Source organism: Burkholderia lata, from assembly GCF_902499025.1.
Classification (GTDB): Bacteria; Pseudomonadota; Gammaproteobacteria; order Burkholderiales; family Burkholderiaceae; genus Burkholderia; species Burkholderia lata_C.
Genome location: NZ_CABVPW010000006.1, coordinates 197168 through 215045, shown reverse-complemented (window position 1 = coordinate 215045; position 17878 = coordinate 197168). Strand labels below are relative to the sequence as shown.

The following is a 17878-nucleotide window of genomic DNA, read 5'->3' as shown; positions in this document are numbered from 1 at the left end:
CCGCCGGTTCCGGATGGGGTCTTGTCGTTTCTCCGTCCGTATCGGTCACTCAGGAGAAACGCAATGCCCGAAGTCTCTTCCCCGAAACGCGCACTGCTCGTCGTCGACATGCAGGTCGGCCTGTTTCACGGCCCCGAGCGTCCGTACGACGGCGAACGCGTGCTCGCGAACGTCAACCGGTTGATCGGTCGCGCGCATGAAGCCGGTGCACCGGTGTTTGCCGTGCGCCACACCGGGCCCGCCGGCTCGCCGATCGCGCCCGGTTCTCCGCTGACCGCGCTGGTGTCGGAACTCGCGATCGATGCGACACGCGACATCGTGTTCGACAAGGCGCAATCGAGCAGCTTCGCGGGCACGCGGCTCGCCGAATGGCTGCGCGAAGCCGGCATCGGCGAGATCGTCATCGCGGGAATGAAGACCCAGTACTGCGTCGACACGGCGTGCCGTGCGGCCGCCGATCACGGCTTTCGCGCGGTGCTCGTGACCGACGCGCACACCTGCATGGACACGCCGGAACTACCGGCCGAGCGGATCGTCGCGCATCACAATGCGACGCTTGGCGGGCCGTTCGCGACGCTGACCACGACCGACGCTTGCGTGTTCTGACCGGGAGCAGTCGCCAGACTACAAAGGACGAATGCATTTGCTTGTTGCAATCGCTTCAGCAAGAAGCAGCCGCACCGATTGCCTTGATGCACGAGGAAGTGTCGTGGGCTGAAACGGCCTTCCTCGAGCGTGCCGCATCTCCAGCATGTCTTGATTCGAGCGACAAATTTCCTCGCCGGGACCGCTCTAACCCAACAACATGCCAACTGAAAGTCAACTACAACTCACGAACCACTTCGCGCAGCGTCTGGATCGCCGTTGATCGAAATGCATTCGAGTTGTCGAGCGGTGCGTTCTTGTCCGTCCAGGCGATGGCCGCCAAGCATTGCACGCCAACATAGTAGAGAAATTCCCTTCGAGGAACCTGCTCACCGTACGTATTCTCCCAGCCCGCGAGAAAGGCACTGCGCAGCGTCTGGTCGGCAAAATCCATATCCACCCAGACGATCTTCGCCAGATCGTAGGTTGCATCTCCAATGCGCGCGGTGTCGAAATCCAGAATCCCGGAAACGCTATCGTCAGAGTCGACCAGGATATTTCTTCCGATGTAGTCGCAATGCAGCAGCCGGATATCGGATGGCTCACGCAAATTGACGCCGGAATGAAGAAGTCGATCCAGCTGAACGCGGTATTCGGAGTAGTCAGGGGCAGCGCGGTTCAGGCGTGACATCCACTTCGAAACCATCCCCTCAAGATGAGGACGCCACTCCAAGGCATGCCCCAACTTCCCATCACGCTGCTGCCAGAACTTCATCCCTAACAAGCAGGATGGCGCAATCGCACGATGAAGCTCTCCCAAAGCGGCTCCTGCAGCCGCAGCGAGTCGCAGTTTCGTCTCCTGTCCTGCATTTTTCAAAACACGATCAAGCTGATTGCCCGGCATGGCACTCAAAACAACTACCGCATAGTCCTCCCAAGTGGACTTCCCCAGTATTTTCGGTGCGAAAGAACGCGTTTCGAGCGCCTCCAGAATTTCGCACTGCCGGTCGAAAGCCGCTTTATCCGTCGTCGCCTTGACGAACACTCTTTCCTGCGAGATACGAGCCTCGGCGACGAACGTGCCATCCCGCTCGACAACCGGCCTAAGATCGTCAACCCGGACGAATTTCTCCAATGCAGCCAGATCCTTCATGTGAAAGAGATTCCGTGTATGCGTTGTCAAGGGCGTCAAGGTTACACAACGATCCGCCAAGCCCCATAGACAAAAAAAGGCACGGGTTTGAAACCCGTGCCTTTTGTGCATCTGTCGCCCTTCGGGCTCAGAACGTATGCATCATCCCCACATACGCACCCGTCTGCGACTCGCCCGTCATCGGGCTCGTCCCCGACGTCGCATCGCGCGGCGTCGCGAGCAGCGAGAAGTTCGAGTTGCCGCCGTTGCGCACATACGCGACCGTGCCGTACAGGAACGTGCGCTTAGACAGGTTGTACGTGGTGCCGAGCACGTACATCATCGCGTGCCCCGACGGATCGTGCGATGCATCGCCACCGCCGTCGCCCACCTTCACGTAGTAACCGCCGCCCGTCACCGCCCATTGCGGCGTCGCCGAATAGGTCGCGCCGAGCCAGTAGTGATCGGCCCGATCGGCCACGCCGGCCGGGCTGTCCGGCGCCTGGTAGTGCGTATACGCGCCCTGGATCTTGAACTTCGACACCTTCACGTTCGCGCCGACGAAATACTCGCGCGACGCAGTGAAGATGTTGCTGAACTTGCCGTTGTTGTCGCGCAATTCGTCGTAGATGCCGCGCACGTCGAGCAACGGCGAGTGATACGAGATCATGATCCCGTCCGAGCGGCCGAAATCGTCGGCCGCACCGTAGTTGAAGCCGCGCGACTGATTGCCGAACGCGTATTGCGCCTGCACGTCGAAGCCGCCGATCACGGGGCTGTGATACTCGATGTTGTTGCTGGTCTGCTGCCAGTTGCGGCCGCGCACGAGCGAGGCCGACGAAAACGCCTGCTGCACGAACGGGTCGAATTCCCACACGCCGTCACTGTCGATGAACAGGTTGCGGCCGGCCTGCAGCTGGCCCCACGTGTTGCTCTTTAGCCCGACGTACGCACGCCGCGACCACATGCGCCCGCCGCCAGTCTGGCCGTTCATCACCTGGAACGCGGTTTCCAGGTTGAAGACCGTCGACAGCCCGCCGCCGAGATCCTCGATGCCCTTCAGCCCGAACATGCTGGTGCCCCAGTCGCCGCTTTCGGCGCTCCAGCGGGTCCCGCTGCCGCCGTTCGGCTGCGCGATGTGGTTCAGGTATTCGATGCCGCCGTCGACGCGGCCGTACAGCGTCACGCTCGTCTGTGCAAAAGCGGCCGCCGGTGTGGCGGCCGCGATCAGCCATGCGAAATGTTTGAGTCGCAAAATGATGCCCCCTCGGAGTCTCGACCTTCCAGCGCGTGCCCCATGCGCGCGCCGCGGGTCTGTTTATCCGCGATCGATCGAAAAACGACCGGGGCCCGCCGCGCAAAGCGCGAACAGGCCGCCGGCGATCGCGATGTTCTTGTAGAAATGAATCATGTTGTCGACCTGCTCGCCGCCCGTCATCGTCCAGTAGTGGTGGCCGATGATGCCGGTGCCGATCGTATAGAGCGCCAGCAACAGCGCGAGCGCGCGCGTCTGGAAGCCGACCAGGATCGCGATCCCGACGAACAGCTCCATCACGACGGAGATCGCGGCGGAAATGATCGGCGCGGGCGCGCCTTCCGAACCCATGAACGCGATGGTACCGGGGAAGTCGACGATCTTCTTCCAGCCGAACATGATGAACAGGATCACGAGCAGGATCCGGGCAAGCAGCAGCAGCACATCGCGCTGGGACGCGAGAAACGGTTGATTCGGTGTCATGGTGTCGATCAACGAAAACGATGCGCGTCGCTGGAACAGCCCCGGCGCACCGGATTGCGAATGAACCAGGACGGGCGGCCACCTGCGCCGCCCGCCCCGCTCTGCAACAACCGGCATCGGGCAACAACCCGATGTGCTGTGCTCCTCCTCTTGTCAGTTATCGCCCTGCTTCGTCACGTACCGCATCAACGCAGCTTCGCGACGTCCTGCTCGGTCACCTTCGCGGCCGGATTGCCGAACTGCCCGGTCAGGTAGTTCGTCAGCGCGGCGATCTGCGCATCCGACAGTTCGTGGCGGAACGCCGGCATCCCGACGTCCTCGCTGCCGGCCTTGCGCTGCACGCCGTTCAGGATCACCTGCACGAGGTTGGTCGGATTCGATGCGCCGACCGTCGAGTTGTGGAACAGCGGCGGGTAATAGCCGTCCGGCGTGCCCTTGCCCTGCATCTGGTGGCAGGTCGCACAGTTGCCGAGATACAGCCGCGCCGGATCGATGCCCGACGTTGCGAGCGGCACGCCGCGCAGCTTCTCGCCGTCGTCGGACGGCTTGCCCCACGACGCGCGCGACTGCTTCGCGTCGCCATTGGCGACGGCCGGTACCGTGCGAATGTACGTCGAGATCGCGCCGATATCGGCTTCCGTCATCTTCGAGAAGCTGTGCTCGATCGCCTCGGCCATCGGGCCGGCCGCCTGCGCGAGACCCGGCACGCTGCCGGTGCGCAGGTACTGGACGAGCTGCTGCTGCGTCCAGCCGCCGATCCCCGCGTTGGCGTCGGACGTGATGTTGTAGCCGTCCCAGCCCGCGAGCACCGAGCCCGACAGGAAGCTGCCGCCCGACTCGTCGAGCGACTTCTCCTGCATCGCGATGCCGCGCGGCGTGTGGCACGTGCTGCAGTGCGCGAGACCCTGGACGAGATACGCGCCGCGGTTCCACTCGGCGCTCTGCGCCGGCTTCGGTTCGTACGCGCCATCCTTCAGGAACAGCCAGTTCCAGATCTTCAGCGGCCAGCGCATGCTCAGCAGCGCGGGGATCTCGTTCTTCGGCGGCGCCTGCTTGACCGGCTCGACGCCGTGCATGAAGTACGCGTACAGCGCCTGCACGTCGTCGTCGTTGATCTTCGCGTACGACACGTACGGCATCGCCGGATACAGGTTGTCGCCGTTCTTCGACACCCCGTGGCGCACCGCGCGCTCGAAGTCCTCGGCCGACCAGTTGCCGATGCCCGTGTCGGGATCGGGCGTGATGTTGCTCGTGTAGATCTTGCCGAGCATCGGGATCGGCATGCCGAGACCGCCCGCGAACGGCTTGCCGCCCTTCGCGGTGTGGCAGGCCATGCAGTCGCCCGCGACCGCGAGATATTCGCCGCGCTTGACCAGCGCCGGATCGGCCGCATCGGCCGCGCGTACGAGACCCGGCAGCGCGAGGCAGCCGGCGAGGAGGAAGGTGAGAGTAGATTTCCGCACGGTCAGACTTCCTTCTTCAGCGTGTCCGACATCCGCAGCGCAAGCGCCGCGATCGTCAGCGTCACGTTCACCGTACCGACGGTCGGCATCGTCGAGCTGCTCGAGATGAACAGGTTCGGATGGTCGAACGTGCGGCAGTCCTTGTCGACGACCGAGTCGCGTGCATCCGCGCCCATGATCGTCGCGCCCGTGATGTGGTTGTTCGGCGCGAACTCGTCGTTGAAGACGACTTCGGTGCCGCCCAGCACCTTCGCGGCCGTCGCGTAGACCTCGCGCGTGTGCACGGCGCCGCGCTTCACGTAGTCGTCGATCGCATACGTGATCTCGGGGCGCGGGATGCCGATCGCGTCGGTGGCCGTCTTGCTCGGCACGATGCGGTTCTCGGGTTGCGGCAGGATTTCGTGGAAGCAGTCGAACTGCACGTAGCGCGCGGAACGGTCGCGGATCTGCGCGTCGAGCTCCTCGGGCTTCATCAGCTTGCCGCCCTTGAAGATCTTCTGCGTTTCCTGGTTGATGCGCGACATGTTCGACAGGTGGATCTTCTTCGCGGCTTCGGTCGCGCGGAACGGACCGTCGCGGAAACCGATCAGCGACGTCATCTCCTGCGGGCCGCGGCCCGGCCACAGCTTCTCGTTCGCGTAGAACGACACGCCCGTGCCCGGGTGGTCCATCAGGTTGCGGCCGACCATGTCCGAGCTGTTCGCGACACCGTTCGGGAAGTCGCGGTTCGCGGACATCAGCAGGATCTTCGGCGTCTCGATGCCGTTCGCGGCAATCACGAAGTACTTGCCTTCGACGCGGTGGTCGGCGCCCGTCTTGTCCTTGTAGATCGCGGCGGTGATGCGCTTGTCCGGCCCGGTCTCGAGCTTGTAGACGACCGCGCTGTCGATCAGTTTCGCGCCGGCCTGCTCGGCCTTCTCGACGTGCACGATGCCGTTGTACATCGCGCCGATCGGGCAGATCGGCATGCAATTGTTGTTCCCGCAACAAGTCGGGCGGCCGTCGTACGGGCGGCTGTTGCGCGCGACCGGCTCGGTCACCACGTGAAACTTCGGGTCATAGCCGTTGAGCGCGCTCTTGATCGTCTGCTCGTTGAACGACAACGGCAGCGGCGGCATCGGGTACGGCTCCTTGCGCGGCGAGTACAGGTCTTCCTCGGGGCCCGGGCCCCACACGCCGAGTTCCTCTTCGGCGCGCTGGTAGTAATGCTCGATATCGTCGTACTGGATCGGCCAGTCGCGGCCGACGCCGTACACGGTCTTCATCTTGAAGTCGTTCGGGATGAAGCGCCACGCCGACGCGGCCCAGTGCCACGTCGTGCCGCCCACCGCGCGGATGTACTGCGAGTTGAACTTGTGCTCGCCCTTCAGGACCAGGTAGTCGTTCGGCGGGCCGTATTCCGGATGCGGCGCCCACGCGCTCGACGGGTACGGCGCCATGAAATCGGTCTTGTCGACCTGGTTGCGGAAGCGCTCGACGATTTCCCAGCGCGGCATGCGCGGGCCGGCTTCCAGCAGGATCACGGACTTGCCCGCCATCGCGAGCTGGTGTGCAACGATCGCGCCTGCGACACCCGACCCGACGACGACGACGTCGGCCTTTTGCGTATCGGTATCGGCCATCAGGCTTGCCTCTCGATCGGTTTTTCGGCCCAGAAGCCGGGTTTGTTGGGGCAATACGACGGGATCACGAGCGTATCGGATACGACGCTGAACATTAATGCTTCTTCATAGGTAATCACGACGTTGTCGACAATGCCGAGATACCACGCTTCAAGAATCTTCAGCGCGAGTGCTTCCTGGTCGGGATTCAGCGAACCGGACGCGAGTGCGCCGGCGAGTTGCGGCAGGCTGTCGGCCGTCTTGAACGAACCCTTCTGCAACGCCTGCAGGAAGCGCTGGCCGAGCACGCGGCTCAGCCCCTTCTTGCCTGTCACTGCTTCGGAGAGCGTCATGAACGTATCGAGCGGCGCGGTGCCGGGATCGTCTGCCAGGGCCCGCAACGCCAGCGAGCCCGTGAGGCCCGCCGCCGTCAGCGCCAGTGCGCCCTGCAGCCATTGACGCCGTGTGATGCCTGTTACGGCTGCGTCGCCAGAGCGACGCGAGTGGGGAGTGTTGTCGTTGTGCATGTTTCCTTCTCTCGAACACCGGATTCGGGAAAACCACGCTTGATATTTCTCAAACATTGGCGCGGACCTGAAATGTACGCGCACAAATCGGATCGAACAATCTTTTTATAGTCCATTAAATGTTCCGCAATCCGAGACAATCGACATTTCGCTGCATTTTTGTGTCGTCGACGCGACAAATCTGCGGTACGCACACCAGTGTCGCACGCCGACGACACACTGTGCGGCGCGATGTGCGCACATGTCGGTCGGTTAGAATCGCGTGCAACCAAACAGAAAGCTTCCCTCCAAGGGCAACGAGCGATGAAGCAGCGCGACAAACAGAACAAAGCAAAACGAACCGACCACACCACCCGGCTGCTCTGGCGCATCGGCGCCGTCGCGGCGCTCGGCGGCGCCACCGCACTGTCGCTGCATGCGGGCGCGGCGCGCACGGTGAGCGTGTCGCCGCAAGGCACCGTCACCGAAGTCCGGCAATCCGTCGTCAAGTTCGACGAACCGATGGTCGCGTTCGGCTCGGCCTCCGCGCCGAATCCCGCACGCGTCACCTGCAACGATTCAACGGCCGCGCGTGGCCAGGGTCACTGGCTCGACGACAAGACCTGGGTTTACGATTTCGAAAACGATCTGCCGCCCGGCGTGCGCTGCTCGGTCGCGCTCAACGACACGTTGCGCTCGGTCGCCGGCAATGCGGCCAGCGGCCCGCGCCGCTTCACGTTCCAGACGGGCGGCCCGTTCCCGGTGAACGTCCGCCCCGGCTCGCGCGAGATCGAGGAACGGCAGATCTTCGTGCTGAAGCTGAACGGCCCGGCCGAACCGCGTTCGGCACTCGCGAACATCTGGTGCGAAGCGGCCGGCATCGGCAACCGCATTCCCGTCACGGCCGCCGACGACGATGCGCGCAACGCACTGCTCGATCATTTCGGGTTGAAGAAGGATGCCGCGCGCGTGCTGACGCTGTCGTGCGCGCAGGCGCTGCCGGCGAGCGCAAAGATGCAGCTCGTATACGGCAAGGGCGTCACGAGCCCGAGCGGGATCCCGAACGAAACGGAACGGCGCTTCGATTTCACCGTGCGCGCGCCGTTCGCCGCGAGCTTCTCGTGCGAACGCGAAAACGCGAAGGCACCCTGCACGCCGCTGCGCCCGCTCACGCTGTCGTTCAACGCACCGATCTCGCGCAAGAACGCCGAGGCGATCAAGCTGCGCGGCCCTGACGGAACGCTCGCGCCGACGTTCGCGGCCGACGACAAGAGCGAGGAAGTCACCACCGTCACGTTCAACCCGCCGCTGCCCGAACAGGCCGGCCTCACGATCGAATTGCCGTCGGGCCTGCGCGACGTGACCGACCGTTCGCTGTCGAACGCCGACCTGTTCCCGCTCGCGACGCGCACCGCGCCGATGCCGCCGCTCGCGAAATTCTCGTCGGGCACCTTCGGGATCGTCGAGCGCTTCGCCGAACCCGATACGCCCGCGCTCGTGCCCGTCACGCTGCGCAACGTCGAGGCCGACCTGCATATCGACGGCCTCAACACCCAGGGCGCGCAGTTCTCGAACCTGAAGGTCGACGACGACACCGCGATCCGCCAGTGGATGCGCACGGTCGACCGCTTCGACAACTGGTCGATGACCGCCGGCTCGATCGACAGCCAGATTCCCGGCCTGCTCGAACGCAAGGGCCAGCATCCTGTTTACGTGCCGCGCGAAGCCGGCGAGAAGGCGCCTGCGCCGAAGGATCGCCGCATCGACGTGCGCTCGCTGACGCTGCTCAAGGGCCAGCCCGGCGTGCAGGCGCTGACGCTGCCGAAGGCGGACCCGAAGGCGCTGCGCCCGTTCGAAGTCGTCGGCGTGCCGATCGACAAGCCCGGCTTCTACGTGCTCGAACTCGCGTCGCCCGCGCTCGGCCGCTCGCTGCTGGCGAAGCCGTCGAGCATGTACGTGCGCACCACGGTGCTCGTCACCAACCTCGGAGTGCACCTGAAACAGGGCCGCGAAAACAACCTCGTGTGGGTCACGACGCTCGACAAGGGCAAGCCCGTGCCGAACGCGCAGATCCGCGTATCGGACTGCAACGGCGACGAGATCGCGTCCGGCAAGACCGATGCGCAGGGCCTGCTGAAGATCGACGGCGCATTCGAATCGAAGCGCGCGTGCAGCTCGTCCGATTCGGAGCAGCGCTTCGACGACTACTTCGTGTCGGCCCGCGTGAACGATCCGAAGACGGGCCCCGACATGGCGTTCGTCAGCTCGGGCTGGAACCGCGGGATCGAATCGTGGCGCTTCAACGTGCCGACCGACACGGACAGTGCACGGACCGTGCGCGCGCATACGGTATTCGACCGCACGCTGCTGCGCGCCGGCGAAACCGTGTCGATGAAGCATTTCATCCGTGCCGAGACGCTGCAGAGCCTCGCGTTCCCGTCGCAATACCCGACGCGCGTGACGATCCGCCATCTCGGCACCGGTCAGACCTACAAGCTGCCGCTCACGTGGGCAGCCGACCATAGCGCCGATACGCAGTTCACGCTGCCGGCCGCCGCGAAACTCGGCGAATACAGCGTCGAGCTCGAAGGCGGCCCGGAAGATGCGCCGACCGCCACCTATTACAGCGGCAGCTTTCGCGTCGAGGCGTTCCGCCTGCCGGTGCTGAAAGGGTCGATCGGCGCGCGCGACGCGCAGAAGAGCCCGCTCGTCGCCGTGAAGGAAGCACCGCTCGCGGTGCAGATCGACTACGTGTCGGGCGGCGGCGCATCGAACCTGCCGGTGCAGGTGTCGGCGCTGATGAAGTGGGCGTCGCCGCCGTTCGCGGATCGCTTCGAGGATTTCAGCTTCACGCCGTATCGCCCCGACACGAGCGACGGCAATGCCGACGACGATTCGCAGGACGGCGACAACGCGTCGTCGTCGAACAACGATCCCGACGCGACGAAGCTGATCGCCGACAAGCTGCCGCTGACGCTCGACCGCAACGGTGCGGGCTCGGTCACGCTGAAGGGCCTGCCGGACGTCGACGCACCGAAGCGCATCGCGCTCGAAGCGACGTTCGCCGACCCGAACGGCGAAGTGCAGACGATTCGCGGCGACACGATCCTGTGGCCGGCCGCGGTGGTGGCCGGCATCAAGGCGGGCCGCTGGGTATCGGTCGGCCAGCGCGTGCCCGTGCAGGCCCTCGCGGTCGACCTGCAAGGCAAGCCGCGCGCGTCCGTGCCGATCGAGATCAAGGGCATCGCGCGCATCACGACGTCGTCGCGCAAGCGGATGGTCGGCGGCTTCTACGCGTACGACAACAAGAGCGACACGCGCGACCTCGGCGTGCTGTGCTCGGGCAAGACCGACGACAAGGGCCGCATGGCCTGCGACGCGACGCTCGAACAGGCCGGCAACGTGCAGCTGATCGCGGTGGCCAAGGACGGCGACGGCCGCACGTCGAACGCATCGACGTCGGTGTGGGTCACGCGCGAGGACGAACTCTGGTTCGGCGGCGACAACACCGACCGGATCGACGTGATCCCCGAGAAAACCGCGTACGAACCGGGCGAAACCGCCCGCTTCCAGGTACGCATGCCGTTCCGCTACGCAACCGCGCTGGTGGCGGTCGAACGCGGCGGCGTGATGGAAACGCACATCGTCGAACTCAACGGCAAGAACCCGACGGTCGACCTGAAGGTCGGCGAATCGTGGGGGCCGAACGTCTACGTGTCGGTGCTCGCACTGCGCGGCCGGATTCGCGAAGTGCCGTGGTACTCGTTCTTCACGTGGGGCTGGAAGGCGCCGGTCGAATGGGCGCGCGCATTCTGGCGCGAAGGCCGTCACTATGAAGCGCCGACCGCATTCGTCGACCTGTCGAAACCCGCGTTCCGCTACGGGCTCGCCGAGATCAAGGTCGGCACGGGCGTGCACCGCCTCGGCGTGACCGTGACGACCGACGCGACGCGCTACACGGTGCGCAGCAAGGCGCAGGCGCACGTGAAGGTCACGCTGCCGAACGGCCAGCCCGCGCCGGCCGGCACGCAGATCGCGGTCGCGGCCGTCGATGAAGCCCTGCTCGAACTGATGCCGAACAACAGCTGGGACCTGCTCGACGCGATGCTGCGGCGACGCGCTTACGGCGTCGAGACGGCCACCGCGCAGATGGAAATCGTCGGCCGCCGCCACTTCGGCCGCAAGGCCGTGCCGGCCGGCGGCGGTGGCGGCAGCGCGCCGACGCGCGAACTGTTCGACACGCTGCTGCTGTGGAATCCGCGCGTGACGCTGGATGCGAACGGCAGCGCGACCGTCGAGGTGCCGCTGAACGACGCGCTCACGCGCTTCCGGATCGTCGCGATCGCGGCGGTCGGCCCCGATCGCTTCGGCACCGGCAGCACGTCGATCCGCAGCACGCAGGATCTGCAGCTGATCTCCGGCCTGCCGCCGCTCGCGCGCGAAGGCGACGCGTTCCGCGCGCAGGTCACGCTGCGCAACACGACCGACCGCGCGATGCAGGTCGTCGTGACGCCGCGCGTGACCGGCCTCGAGGTCGCGCCGCAGACCGTGTCGCTCGCGGCCAATACCGCAACCGAGGTTGCGTGGACGATCACCGTGCCCGAACAGGCGCTCGACGCGGCCGGTGCGCTGAACTGGCGCATCGAAGCGGCCGAGCAAGGCGGCAAGCGTGCGTCCGACGCGCTGGCGGTCGCGCAGAAGGTCGTGCCCGCGCTGCCGGTGACGGTCCAGCAGGCGACGCTCGCGCAAGTCGACGGCACGCTGACGGTGCCGATCGCCTCCCCGGCCGGCGCCGCGAACAACGCGCAAGGCCTGCCGCGCGGCGGCATCGCGGTATCGCTGCAGTCGAAGCTTGCCGACGGGCTGCCCGGCGTGAAACGCTGGTTCGAACGCTATCCGTACCGCTGTCTCGAACAGCAGACCTCGCGTGCAATCGGCCTGCGGGACCCCGCGCAATGGCAGGCACTGATCGCACGGATGCCCGTCTATCTCGACAGCGACGGGCTCGCGAGCTACTTCCCGCCGTCGTCCGACGATTCGCACGCCGGCAGCGCAACGCTGTCGTCGTACCTGCTCGTGGTATCCGACGAGGCGAGCCGTCTCGACCCGCGCTTCGCGTTGACGGAAGACCTGCGCACGCAGCTCGAAGCCGGGCTCGCGCGCTTCGTCGACGGCCGCCTCGAGCGCAACACGTGGGCGCCGCGCCAGGATCGCGACCTGCGCAAGCTGGCCGCGATCGAGGCGTTGTCGCGCTACGGCGCCGCGCAGGGCCGCATGCTCGGCTCGATCGAGATCGCGCCGAACCAGTGGCCGACGTCGGCGGTGATCGACTATCACGCGATCCTGACGCGCGTGAAGGACATCCCGCAACGCGACGAGAAACGCGCGCAGGTGGAGCAGATCCTGCGGGCACGCCTCACGTACCAGGGCACGCAGCTCGTGTTCTCGACCGCTCGCGACGACGACCTGTGGTGGCTGATGACCAGCAACGAGACCAACGCGGCACGACTCGCGCTGGAATTCGCGGGCGACCCGGCGTGGAAGGACGAGATGCCGCGCGTGACGGCCGGCCTGCTCGCGCTTCAGCGTCAGGGTGCATGGCAGACCACGACGTCGAACGCGCTCGGCCTGCTCGCGGTCGAGCGCTTCTCGCGCACCTACGAGAGCACGCCGGTGGCCGGCGCGACGAAGGTCGCGCTCGGCGCCGACGAGCGCACGATCTCGTGGTCGCAGGGCGCGGCATCGGCACCCGCATCGATCGACACGCCGGCGTCGGCCACCCCGGCCACCCGCGCCGCGGCGGCCCGCAGCGTGATGCTGCCGTGGCCGCGCGCGTCGCAGGCGCCGGCCACGCTCTCCGTCACGCAGGACGGCACGGGCCGCCCGTGGGCCACGATCGAAAGCCTCGCGGCCGTGCCGCTGCGTTCGCCGTTCGCGGCCGGCTACCGGATCACGAAGACGGTCACGCCAGTATCGCCCGCCGTCAAGGGCGTGCTGACGCGCGGCGACGTCGTGCGCGTACATCTCGACATCGATGCGCAGAGCGACATGACGTGGGTCGTCGTCAACGATCCGGTTCCGGCCGGCTCGACGATCCTCGGTTCGGGCCTCGGTCGCGACTCCGAAGCCGCGACACAGGGCGAGAAGACGCCGGACGGCGCGTCGCCGGCGTTCATCGAGCGCGACTTCGACGGCTACCGCGCGTACTACGACTATCTGCCGAAGGGCAAATTCTCGGTCGAGTACACGGTGCGGCTGAACAACGTCGGCACGTTCGGGCTGCCGCCGACGCGTGTCGAGGCGCTGTATGCACCGTCCGTGTACGGCCTGTGGCCGAACCCGCCGATGACCGTGAAGCCGGCGGACGCGGGCAAGTAACGAGACCTTGATGATCGATCTGGCATTGCCGCGGCCGGCGCGTTTCGCCGGCCGCGTATTCGTCGCCATCGTACTGGCCGCGCCGCTCGTCGCGCATGCGCTGCCGAGCTACGACGAAGTGCGCCGCAACTGGCGCAGTTCCGACTGGGTGCTGCTCGCGCGCGACGGCACGCCGCTGCAGCGCACGCGCGTGGACCTCACCGAACGGCGCGGCGACTGGGTGTCGCTCGCCGACGTGTCGCCCGCGTTTCGCGAGGCGATCGTCGTATCCGAAGACAAGCGCTTCTACGAACACAGCGGCGTCGACTGGCGAGGGATCGCCGGCGCCGCGTGGGGCAACCTGTGGAACGAGCGCACGCGCGGCGCGTCGACCGTCACGATGCAGCTCGCCGGGCTGCTCAGCGATTCGCCGCGCCGCTCGGGCCAGCGCTCGCTGCCGCAGAAGGCGTCGCAGGCAGTCAACGCGCTGTTGCTCGAACGCGGCTGGCGCAAGGACCAGGTGCTCGAGGCGTACCTGAACCTCGTGCCGTTCCGCGGCGAGACGATCGGCCTCGCCGCGCTGTCGCAGGTGCTGTTCGGCAAGGCGCCGTCGGGTCTCGACGCCCGCGAAGCGGCGATTGCCGCCGCACTCGTGCGCGCGCCCAACGCAACGCCCGCGAAAGTCGCCGAGCGCGCGTGCCGGATCCTGCGCGACATGCATGCCGAGCAGGCCTGCGCGTCGCTCGACGGCTACGTGCAGCTCGTCACCGCGCGGCCGGCCAGCGCCGCGCGCGACGACGGCGCCGCCCTCGCCCCGCACTTCGCGCGACGCATCGCAGCCGAGGTGCGGCCAACGGCCGGCGCGCAGGTGCGCACGACCCTCGATGCGCCGCTGCAGCGCTTCGCGCGCGACACGCTGGTGCGCGCGCTGACCGAACTCAACGCGCCCGCGCACCGGCGCAACGTGCAGGACGGCGCGGTCGTCGTGATCGACAACGCAACCGGCGAGATTCGCGCGTGGGTCGGCTCGTCCGGCGCGCTGTCGAGCGCGCGCGACGTCGATGCCGTGCTCGCGCCGCGCCAGGCCGGCTCGACGCTCAAGCCGTTTCTCTATGCGCAGGCGATCGACGAGAAACGGCTGACGGCCGCGTCGCTGCTCGACGATGCGCCGATCAACCTCGCCGCCGGCGGCGGCCTGTACATTCCGCAGAACTACGACAAGGATTTCAAGGGCTGGGTGAGCGTGCGCAGCGCACTCGGCGGCTCGCTGAACGTGCCGGCCGTGCGCACGCTGGTGCTCGTCACGCCGCACCGCTTCGCGCGCACGCTGACCGCGCTCGGCCTGCCGCTCGCGCAGGAAGGCGACTACTACGGCTTCAGCCTCGCGCTCGGCAGTGCGGACGTCACGCTGCTGTCGCTGACCAACGCGTACCGCGCACTCGCGAACGGCGGCGTCGCCCGCAAGGCCGTCGACCTGCCCGCGCCGGCATCGGCGACCGGCGCATCGACACCCTCGAGCGCCCGCGCGGCCGACGGCACGCGCGTGTTCAGCGAAGCGGCCAGCTTCGTCGTGACCGACATCCTCTCCGACAACAACGCGCGCGTGCGCACGTTCGGCTTCGACAATCCGCTCGCGACGCGCTTCTTCTCGGCCGTCAAGACCGGCACGAGCAAGGACATGCGCGACAACTGGACCGTCGGCTTCACGTCGCGCTATACGGTCGGGGTGTGGGTCGGCAATGCGGATGGCTCGCCGATGTGGGACGTGTCGGGCGTCACGGGCGCGTCGCCGGTGTGGTCGGCCGTCGTCGGCTACCTGCACCGCGACCAGCCGAGCCGTGCGCCGCGCGCGCCGGCCGGCGTCGAGACGCGCCGCATCACGTTCGAACGCGATATCGAACCGTCCCGCAACGAGTGGTTCATCGCGGGAACGGCGGTCGACACGATCCGGCTCGCCGCCCCCGTCACGCCGGGCAAGGACGGTGCGCGCGCACCGCTGACGATCGGTACGCCGACCGACGGCACGATCTTCGCGATCGATCCGGACATTCCGCCGAAGAACCAGCGGATCTGGTTCGAACGCTCGGCCGGGCGCGCCACGAAGTTCGCGTGGCGGCTCGACGACAAGGTGATCGGACATGCCGATCGCATCGCGTGGATGCCGTGGCCGGGCCGGCACCGGCTCGAACTCGTCGACGCGCGCGGCAACGTGGCCGATACGATCAGCTTCGAGGTACGCGGCGCGTTCGCGAAGGCCGCCGCGCGCAAGCCCTGAACGCGTGAGACCGTGAGCCGGCCTTACTCGCCGGCCACGTTCGCCTTCGGCGGCTGCGGCTGCGCGGAGAAATCGAGCGTCGGCGCGGTCGAGATCGCCGCTTCGTTCGCGACGCCGAAATTCGGGCGCGGCTGGTAGCCGAAGATCCTCGCAATCACGACGCCCGGGAACTGGCGGATCTGCACGTTGTAGTGCTGCACCGTCTTGATGTAACGGCCGCGCGCAACCGCGATGCGGTTTTCCGTGCCTTCGAGCTGGGTCTGCAGATCGCGGAACGCTTCGTTCGCCTTCAGCTCCGGGTAGCGCTCGGACACCAGCATCAGCCGACTCAGCGCCCCGCTCAGCTCACCCTGCCGCTGGTCGAACGCCGCGAGCGCGGCCGGGTCCTTCGCCATCTCCGGCGTCATCTGCACGCTGCCCACGCGCGCGCGGGCCGACGCCACCTCGGTCAGCACGCGCTCCTCGTGCGACGCGTAGCCCTTCACCGACGCGGCGAGGTTCGGCACGAGATCGGCGCGGCGCTGGTACTGGTTCAACACTTCGGACCATGCGGCATTGATGTCCTCGTCGGACGACTGGATCGCGTTATAGCCGCACCCCGCGAGCGGAGCCAGCACGCAGCACACGAGCAGGATTCGAAACCATTTCATCGTCGGTTGTTTCCGGTTGAACGCTCCGGACGGAGCGGTAGGTGAAAAGAATCAGGTGCGCGGGCCCGCCGCGCGCGGCGGCTACCAGCGGCCCGATGCGCCGCCACCGCCGCTCGAACCGCCGCCGCCGCGAAACGAGTCGGAATTCGAGCGCGACCGGGAGCCCGACGAGGACGACGACGAAGACGAGCCGATGCCCATCAGCTTCGCCCAGATCGCGGCGAGCACGCACAGCACGCCGAAGATGCCGGACAGCACTTCCTCGATCGAATAGTCCATCTCGCGCCCAATCGCGATGATCATGAACAGCGTCCCGCCCACGATCGCCGTGTATTTGCGCACGCGCGCCGACAGGAACAGGTTGATGCCGAGCAGGCACGGCGCGACACCGGCCGCAGCCGGAACGAACGCCGCGGCGCCCAGCATGGCTTCGAGATTGCCGTTGAAGATCGCGCCGACCGGCAGCATCACGATCGGCACGACGGCCGCCACGAGCCAGGCGGCCAGCAGCGCCACCCTGCGGCGCAGCTGGCGCCACTGCGCGACGACGCCCAGCACGACATTGGCCACCCCGAGGAGGAACCAGAACCGCACGCCGCCCGTGTTCGTGTGTTTCCGCACCGGCAGGCCGTTCGACTGGTAGCGTTCGCCGCCGGTTCGTGCGTTGCGAGTTGGTTCGGTCGTGGCATCCGTCGTGGTCGCCGTGGCCGTTTCGTATGCGTCGTCGCGCCCGCCGGGCGCTGCCGCGGGTGCTGCCTGATCCGGAGTAGCGACGTCCGCCGGCAACATGTTGCGTGTCAGCGCGTCGACCGCATCGCTGATGCCGGCTTCAGTGCGGTTCTCGCGAAATGCCGGCACGATCCGCTCGCGGATGATCCGGCCCGCGACGATGTCCGGAATCGTGCCTTCGAGCCCGTAGCCGACTTCGATCCGCACGGTGTGGTCGTTGAGCGCGGCGACGAGCAGCAGGCCATTGTTGACCTCGGCCTTGCCGAGCTTCCATTGGTCGAATACGGTGGTCGCGAACTGTTCGATCGTCGACTGCCCGGTCGAACCGACCAGCAGGATCGCGATCTGTACGCCGAGTTGCTGTTCGAGCGCGGCGAGACGGTCGGTCAGCTCGGCTGCGCAGGCGGCGCCGAGTACGCCCGTCGTGTCTGTTACGCGGCCTTTCAGCGGCGGCGCGGTTTCCGGTTTGGCGGCGACCGGATAGGCCGCTGCGGCGGCGACGTGCGTGCAGGCCGACTGGGCAGGAGTGAAAAGCGTGGCGGCCGACGACACCGCGACGGTGGTGCTGCCGTCTTCGGCGGGCGCTGCGGTGGCCGCGTTGCCGGACAGCACGATCGCGCCTGCCAGCAAGGCCGTGGTGGCCTTCCAGATGCCGCGCCAGCAGGTCGTGTCCTTCATGCTGCGTGCGTGCCGAATACCGCCTCGGGTCGTGCCTGCCGACGATGCCCGATCGCCTTCGCCACCCGGCGGGCACGGCCGGCCCGTCTGTCGTTTCAAGTTCATGTCGGAAACGTCGCGCCGGCTCCATCGGGAACGGCACGTTCTCTCGTCGTTTTTAATCG

The 17878-nt window shown here is 66.8% G+C and carries 11 protein-coding genes; 3 read left to right on the top strand and 8 right to left on the bottom strand.

What is annotated here, in order from left to right; genetic code table 11:
- Nucleotides 1–63: 63 nt before the first annotated feature.
- Nucleotides 64–606, top strand: coding sequence for a cysteine hydrolase family protein (locus BDI24065_RS08535; protein ID WP_175030849.1), 543 nt, complete (start codon nt 64–66; stop codon nt 604–606).
- A gap of 217 nt (nt 607–823) precedes the next feature.
- On the opposite strand, the gene BDI24065_RS08530 is transcribed toward BDI24065_RS08535, so the two are convergent.
- The 6 genes from BDI24065_RS08530 to BDI24065_RS08505 form a co-directional block, all read right to left on the bottom strand.
- Nucleotides 824–1738, bottom strand: a complete 915-nt coding sequence (locus tag BDI24065_RS08530; protein ID WP_175030848.1) for a phosphotransferase — start codon at nt 1736–1738, stop codon at nt 824–826.
- Between the two features lie 127 nt (nt 1739–1865).
- Complete coding sequence (locus BDI24065_RS08525; protein ID WP_175030847.1) at nt 1866–2972, bottom strand: porin; 1107 nt, start codon at nt 2970–2972, stop codon at nt 1866–1868.
- A 63-nt stretch (nt 2973–3035) separates the two neighbouring features.
- The gene (locus BDI24065_RS08520) at nt 3036–3455 is read right to left on the bottom strand and encodes a DoxX family protein (protein WP_254597667.1); all 420 of its coding nucleotides are present in this window, start codon (nt 3453–3455) and stop codon (nt 3036–3038) included.
- 185 nt (nt 3456–3640) lie between these two features.
- Nucleotides 3641–4918: a cytochrome c gene (locus tag BDI24065_RS08515; protein ID WP_175030845.1), complete on the bottom strand. Its 1278-nt coding sequence runs from the start codon at nt 4916–4918 to the stop codon at nt 3641–3643.
- A 2-nt stretch (nt 4919–4920) separates the two neighbouring features.
- The gene (locus BDI24065_RS08510; protein ID WP_175030844.1) at nt 4921–6540 is read right to left on the bottom strand and encodes a GMC family oxidoreductase; all 1620 of its coding nucleotides are present in this window, start codon (nt 6538–6540) and stop codon (nt 4921–4923) included.
- Nucleotides 6540–7046, bottom strand: a complete 507-nt coding sequence (locus BDI24065_RS08505; RefSeq protein WP_089427274.1) for a sugar dehydrogenase complex small subunit — start codon at nt 7044–7046, stop codon at nt 6540–6542. Before BDI24065_RS08505 ends, BDI24065_RS08510 begins: the two co-directional genes overlap by 1 nt.
- Before the next feature lie 303 nt (nt 7047–7349).
- Between BDI24065_RS08505 and BDI24065_RS08500 the strand changes: the two genes are divergently transcribed.
- On the top strand, nt 7350–13403 hold the full coding sequence (locus BDI24065_RS08500) for an alpha-2-macroglobulin family protein (protein ID WP_175030843.1): 6054 nt from the start codon (nt 7350–7352) through the stop codon (nt 13401–13403).
- 10 nt (nt 13404–13413) lie between these two features.
- Entirely contained in the window at nt 13414–15657 is a 2244-nt protein-coding gene (pbpC, locus tag BDI24065_RS08495; protein WP_175030842.1) for a penicillin-binding protein 1C, read from the top strand.
- Nucleotides 15658–15680: 23 nt separating this feature from the next.
- Here pbpC and BDI24065_RS08490 read toward each other — a convergent pair whose 3' ends face one another.
- Together BDI24065_RS08490 and BDI24065_RS08485 are read right to left on the bottom strand one after the other, a co-directional pair.
- Entirely contained in the window at nt 15681–16307 is a 627-nt protein-coding gene (locus BDI24065_RS08490; protein ID WP_175030841.1) for a LemA family protein, read from the bottom strand.
- Nucleotides 16308–16388: 81 nt separating this feature from the next.
- Nucleotides 16389–17714 carry a TPM domain-containing protein gene (locus BDI24065_RS08485; protein ID WP_175030840.1) on the bottom strand — a complete coding sequence of 442 codons (1326 nt, stop codon included), beginning with the start codon at nt 17712–17714 and terminating at the stop codon, nt 16389–16391.
- Nucleotides 17715–17878 lie beyond the last annotated feature (164 nt).

What these genes read in the sequence shown, in the direction of transcription:
- BDI24065_RS08535 (WP_175030849.1), top strand. Translation starts at nt 64, where the DNA reads ATGCCCGAAGTCTCTTCCCCGAAACGCGCACTGCTCGTCGTCGACATG.
- BDI24065_RS08530 (WP_175030848.1), bottom strand. Translation starts at nt 1,738, where the DNA reads ATGAAGGATCTGGCTGCATTGGAGAAATTCGTCCGGGTTGACGATCTT.
- BDI24065_RS08520 (WP_254597667.1), bottom strand. Translation starts at nt 3,455, where the DNA reads ATGACACCGAATCAACCGTTTCTCGCGTCCCAGCGCGATGTGCTGCTG.
- BDI24065_RS08510 (WP_175030844.1), bottom strand. Translation starts at nt 6,540, where the DNA reads ATGGCCGATACCGATACGCAAAAGGCCGACGTCGTCGTCGTCGGGTCG.
- BDI24065_RS08505 (WP_089427274.1), bottom strand. Translation starts at nt 7,046, where the DNA reads ATGCACAACGACAACACTCCCCACTCGCGTCGCTCTGGCGACGCAGCC.
- BDI24065_RS08500 (WP_175030843.1), top strand. Translation starts at nt 7,350, where the DNA reads ATGAAGCAGCGCGACAAACAGAACAAAGCAAAACGAACCGACCACACC.
- pbpC (WP_175030842.1), top strand. Translation starts at nt 13,414, where the DNA reads ATGATCGATCTGGCATTGCCGCGGCCGGCGCGTTTCGCCGGCCGCGTA.
- BDI24065_RS08490 (WP_175030841.1), bottom strand. Translation starts at nt 16,307, where the DNA reads ATGAAATGGTTTCGAATCCTGCTCGTGTGCTGCGTGCTGGCTCCGCTC.
- BDI24065_RS08485 (WP_175030840.1), bottom strand. Translation starts at nt 17,714, where the DNA reads ATGAAGGACACGACCTGCTGGCGCGGCATCTGGAAGGCCACCACGGCC.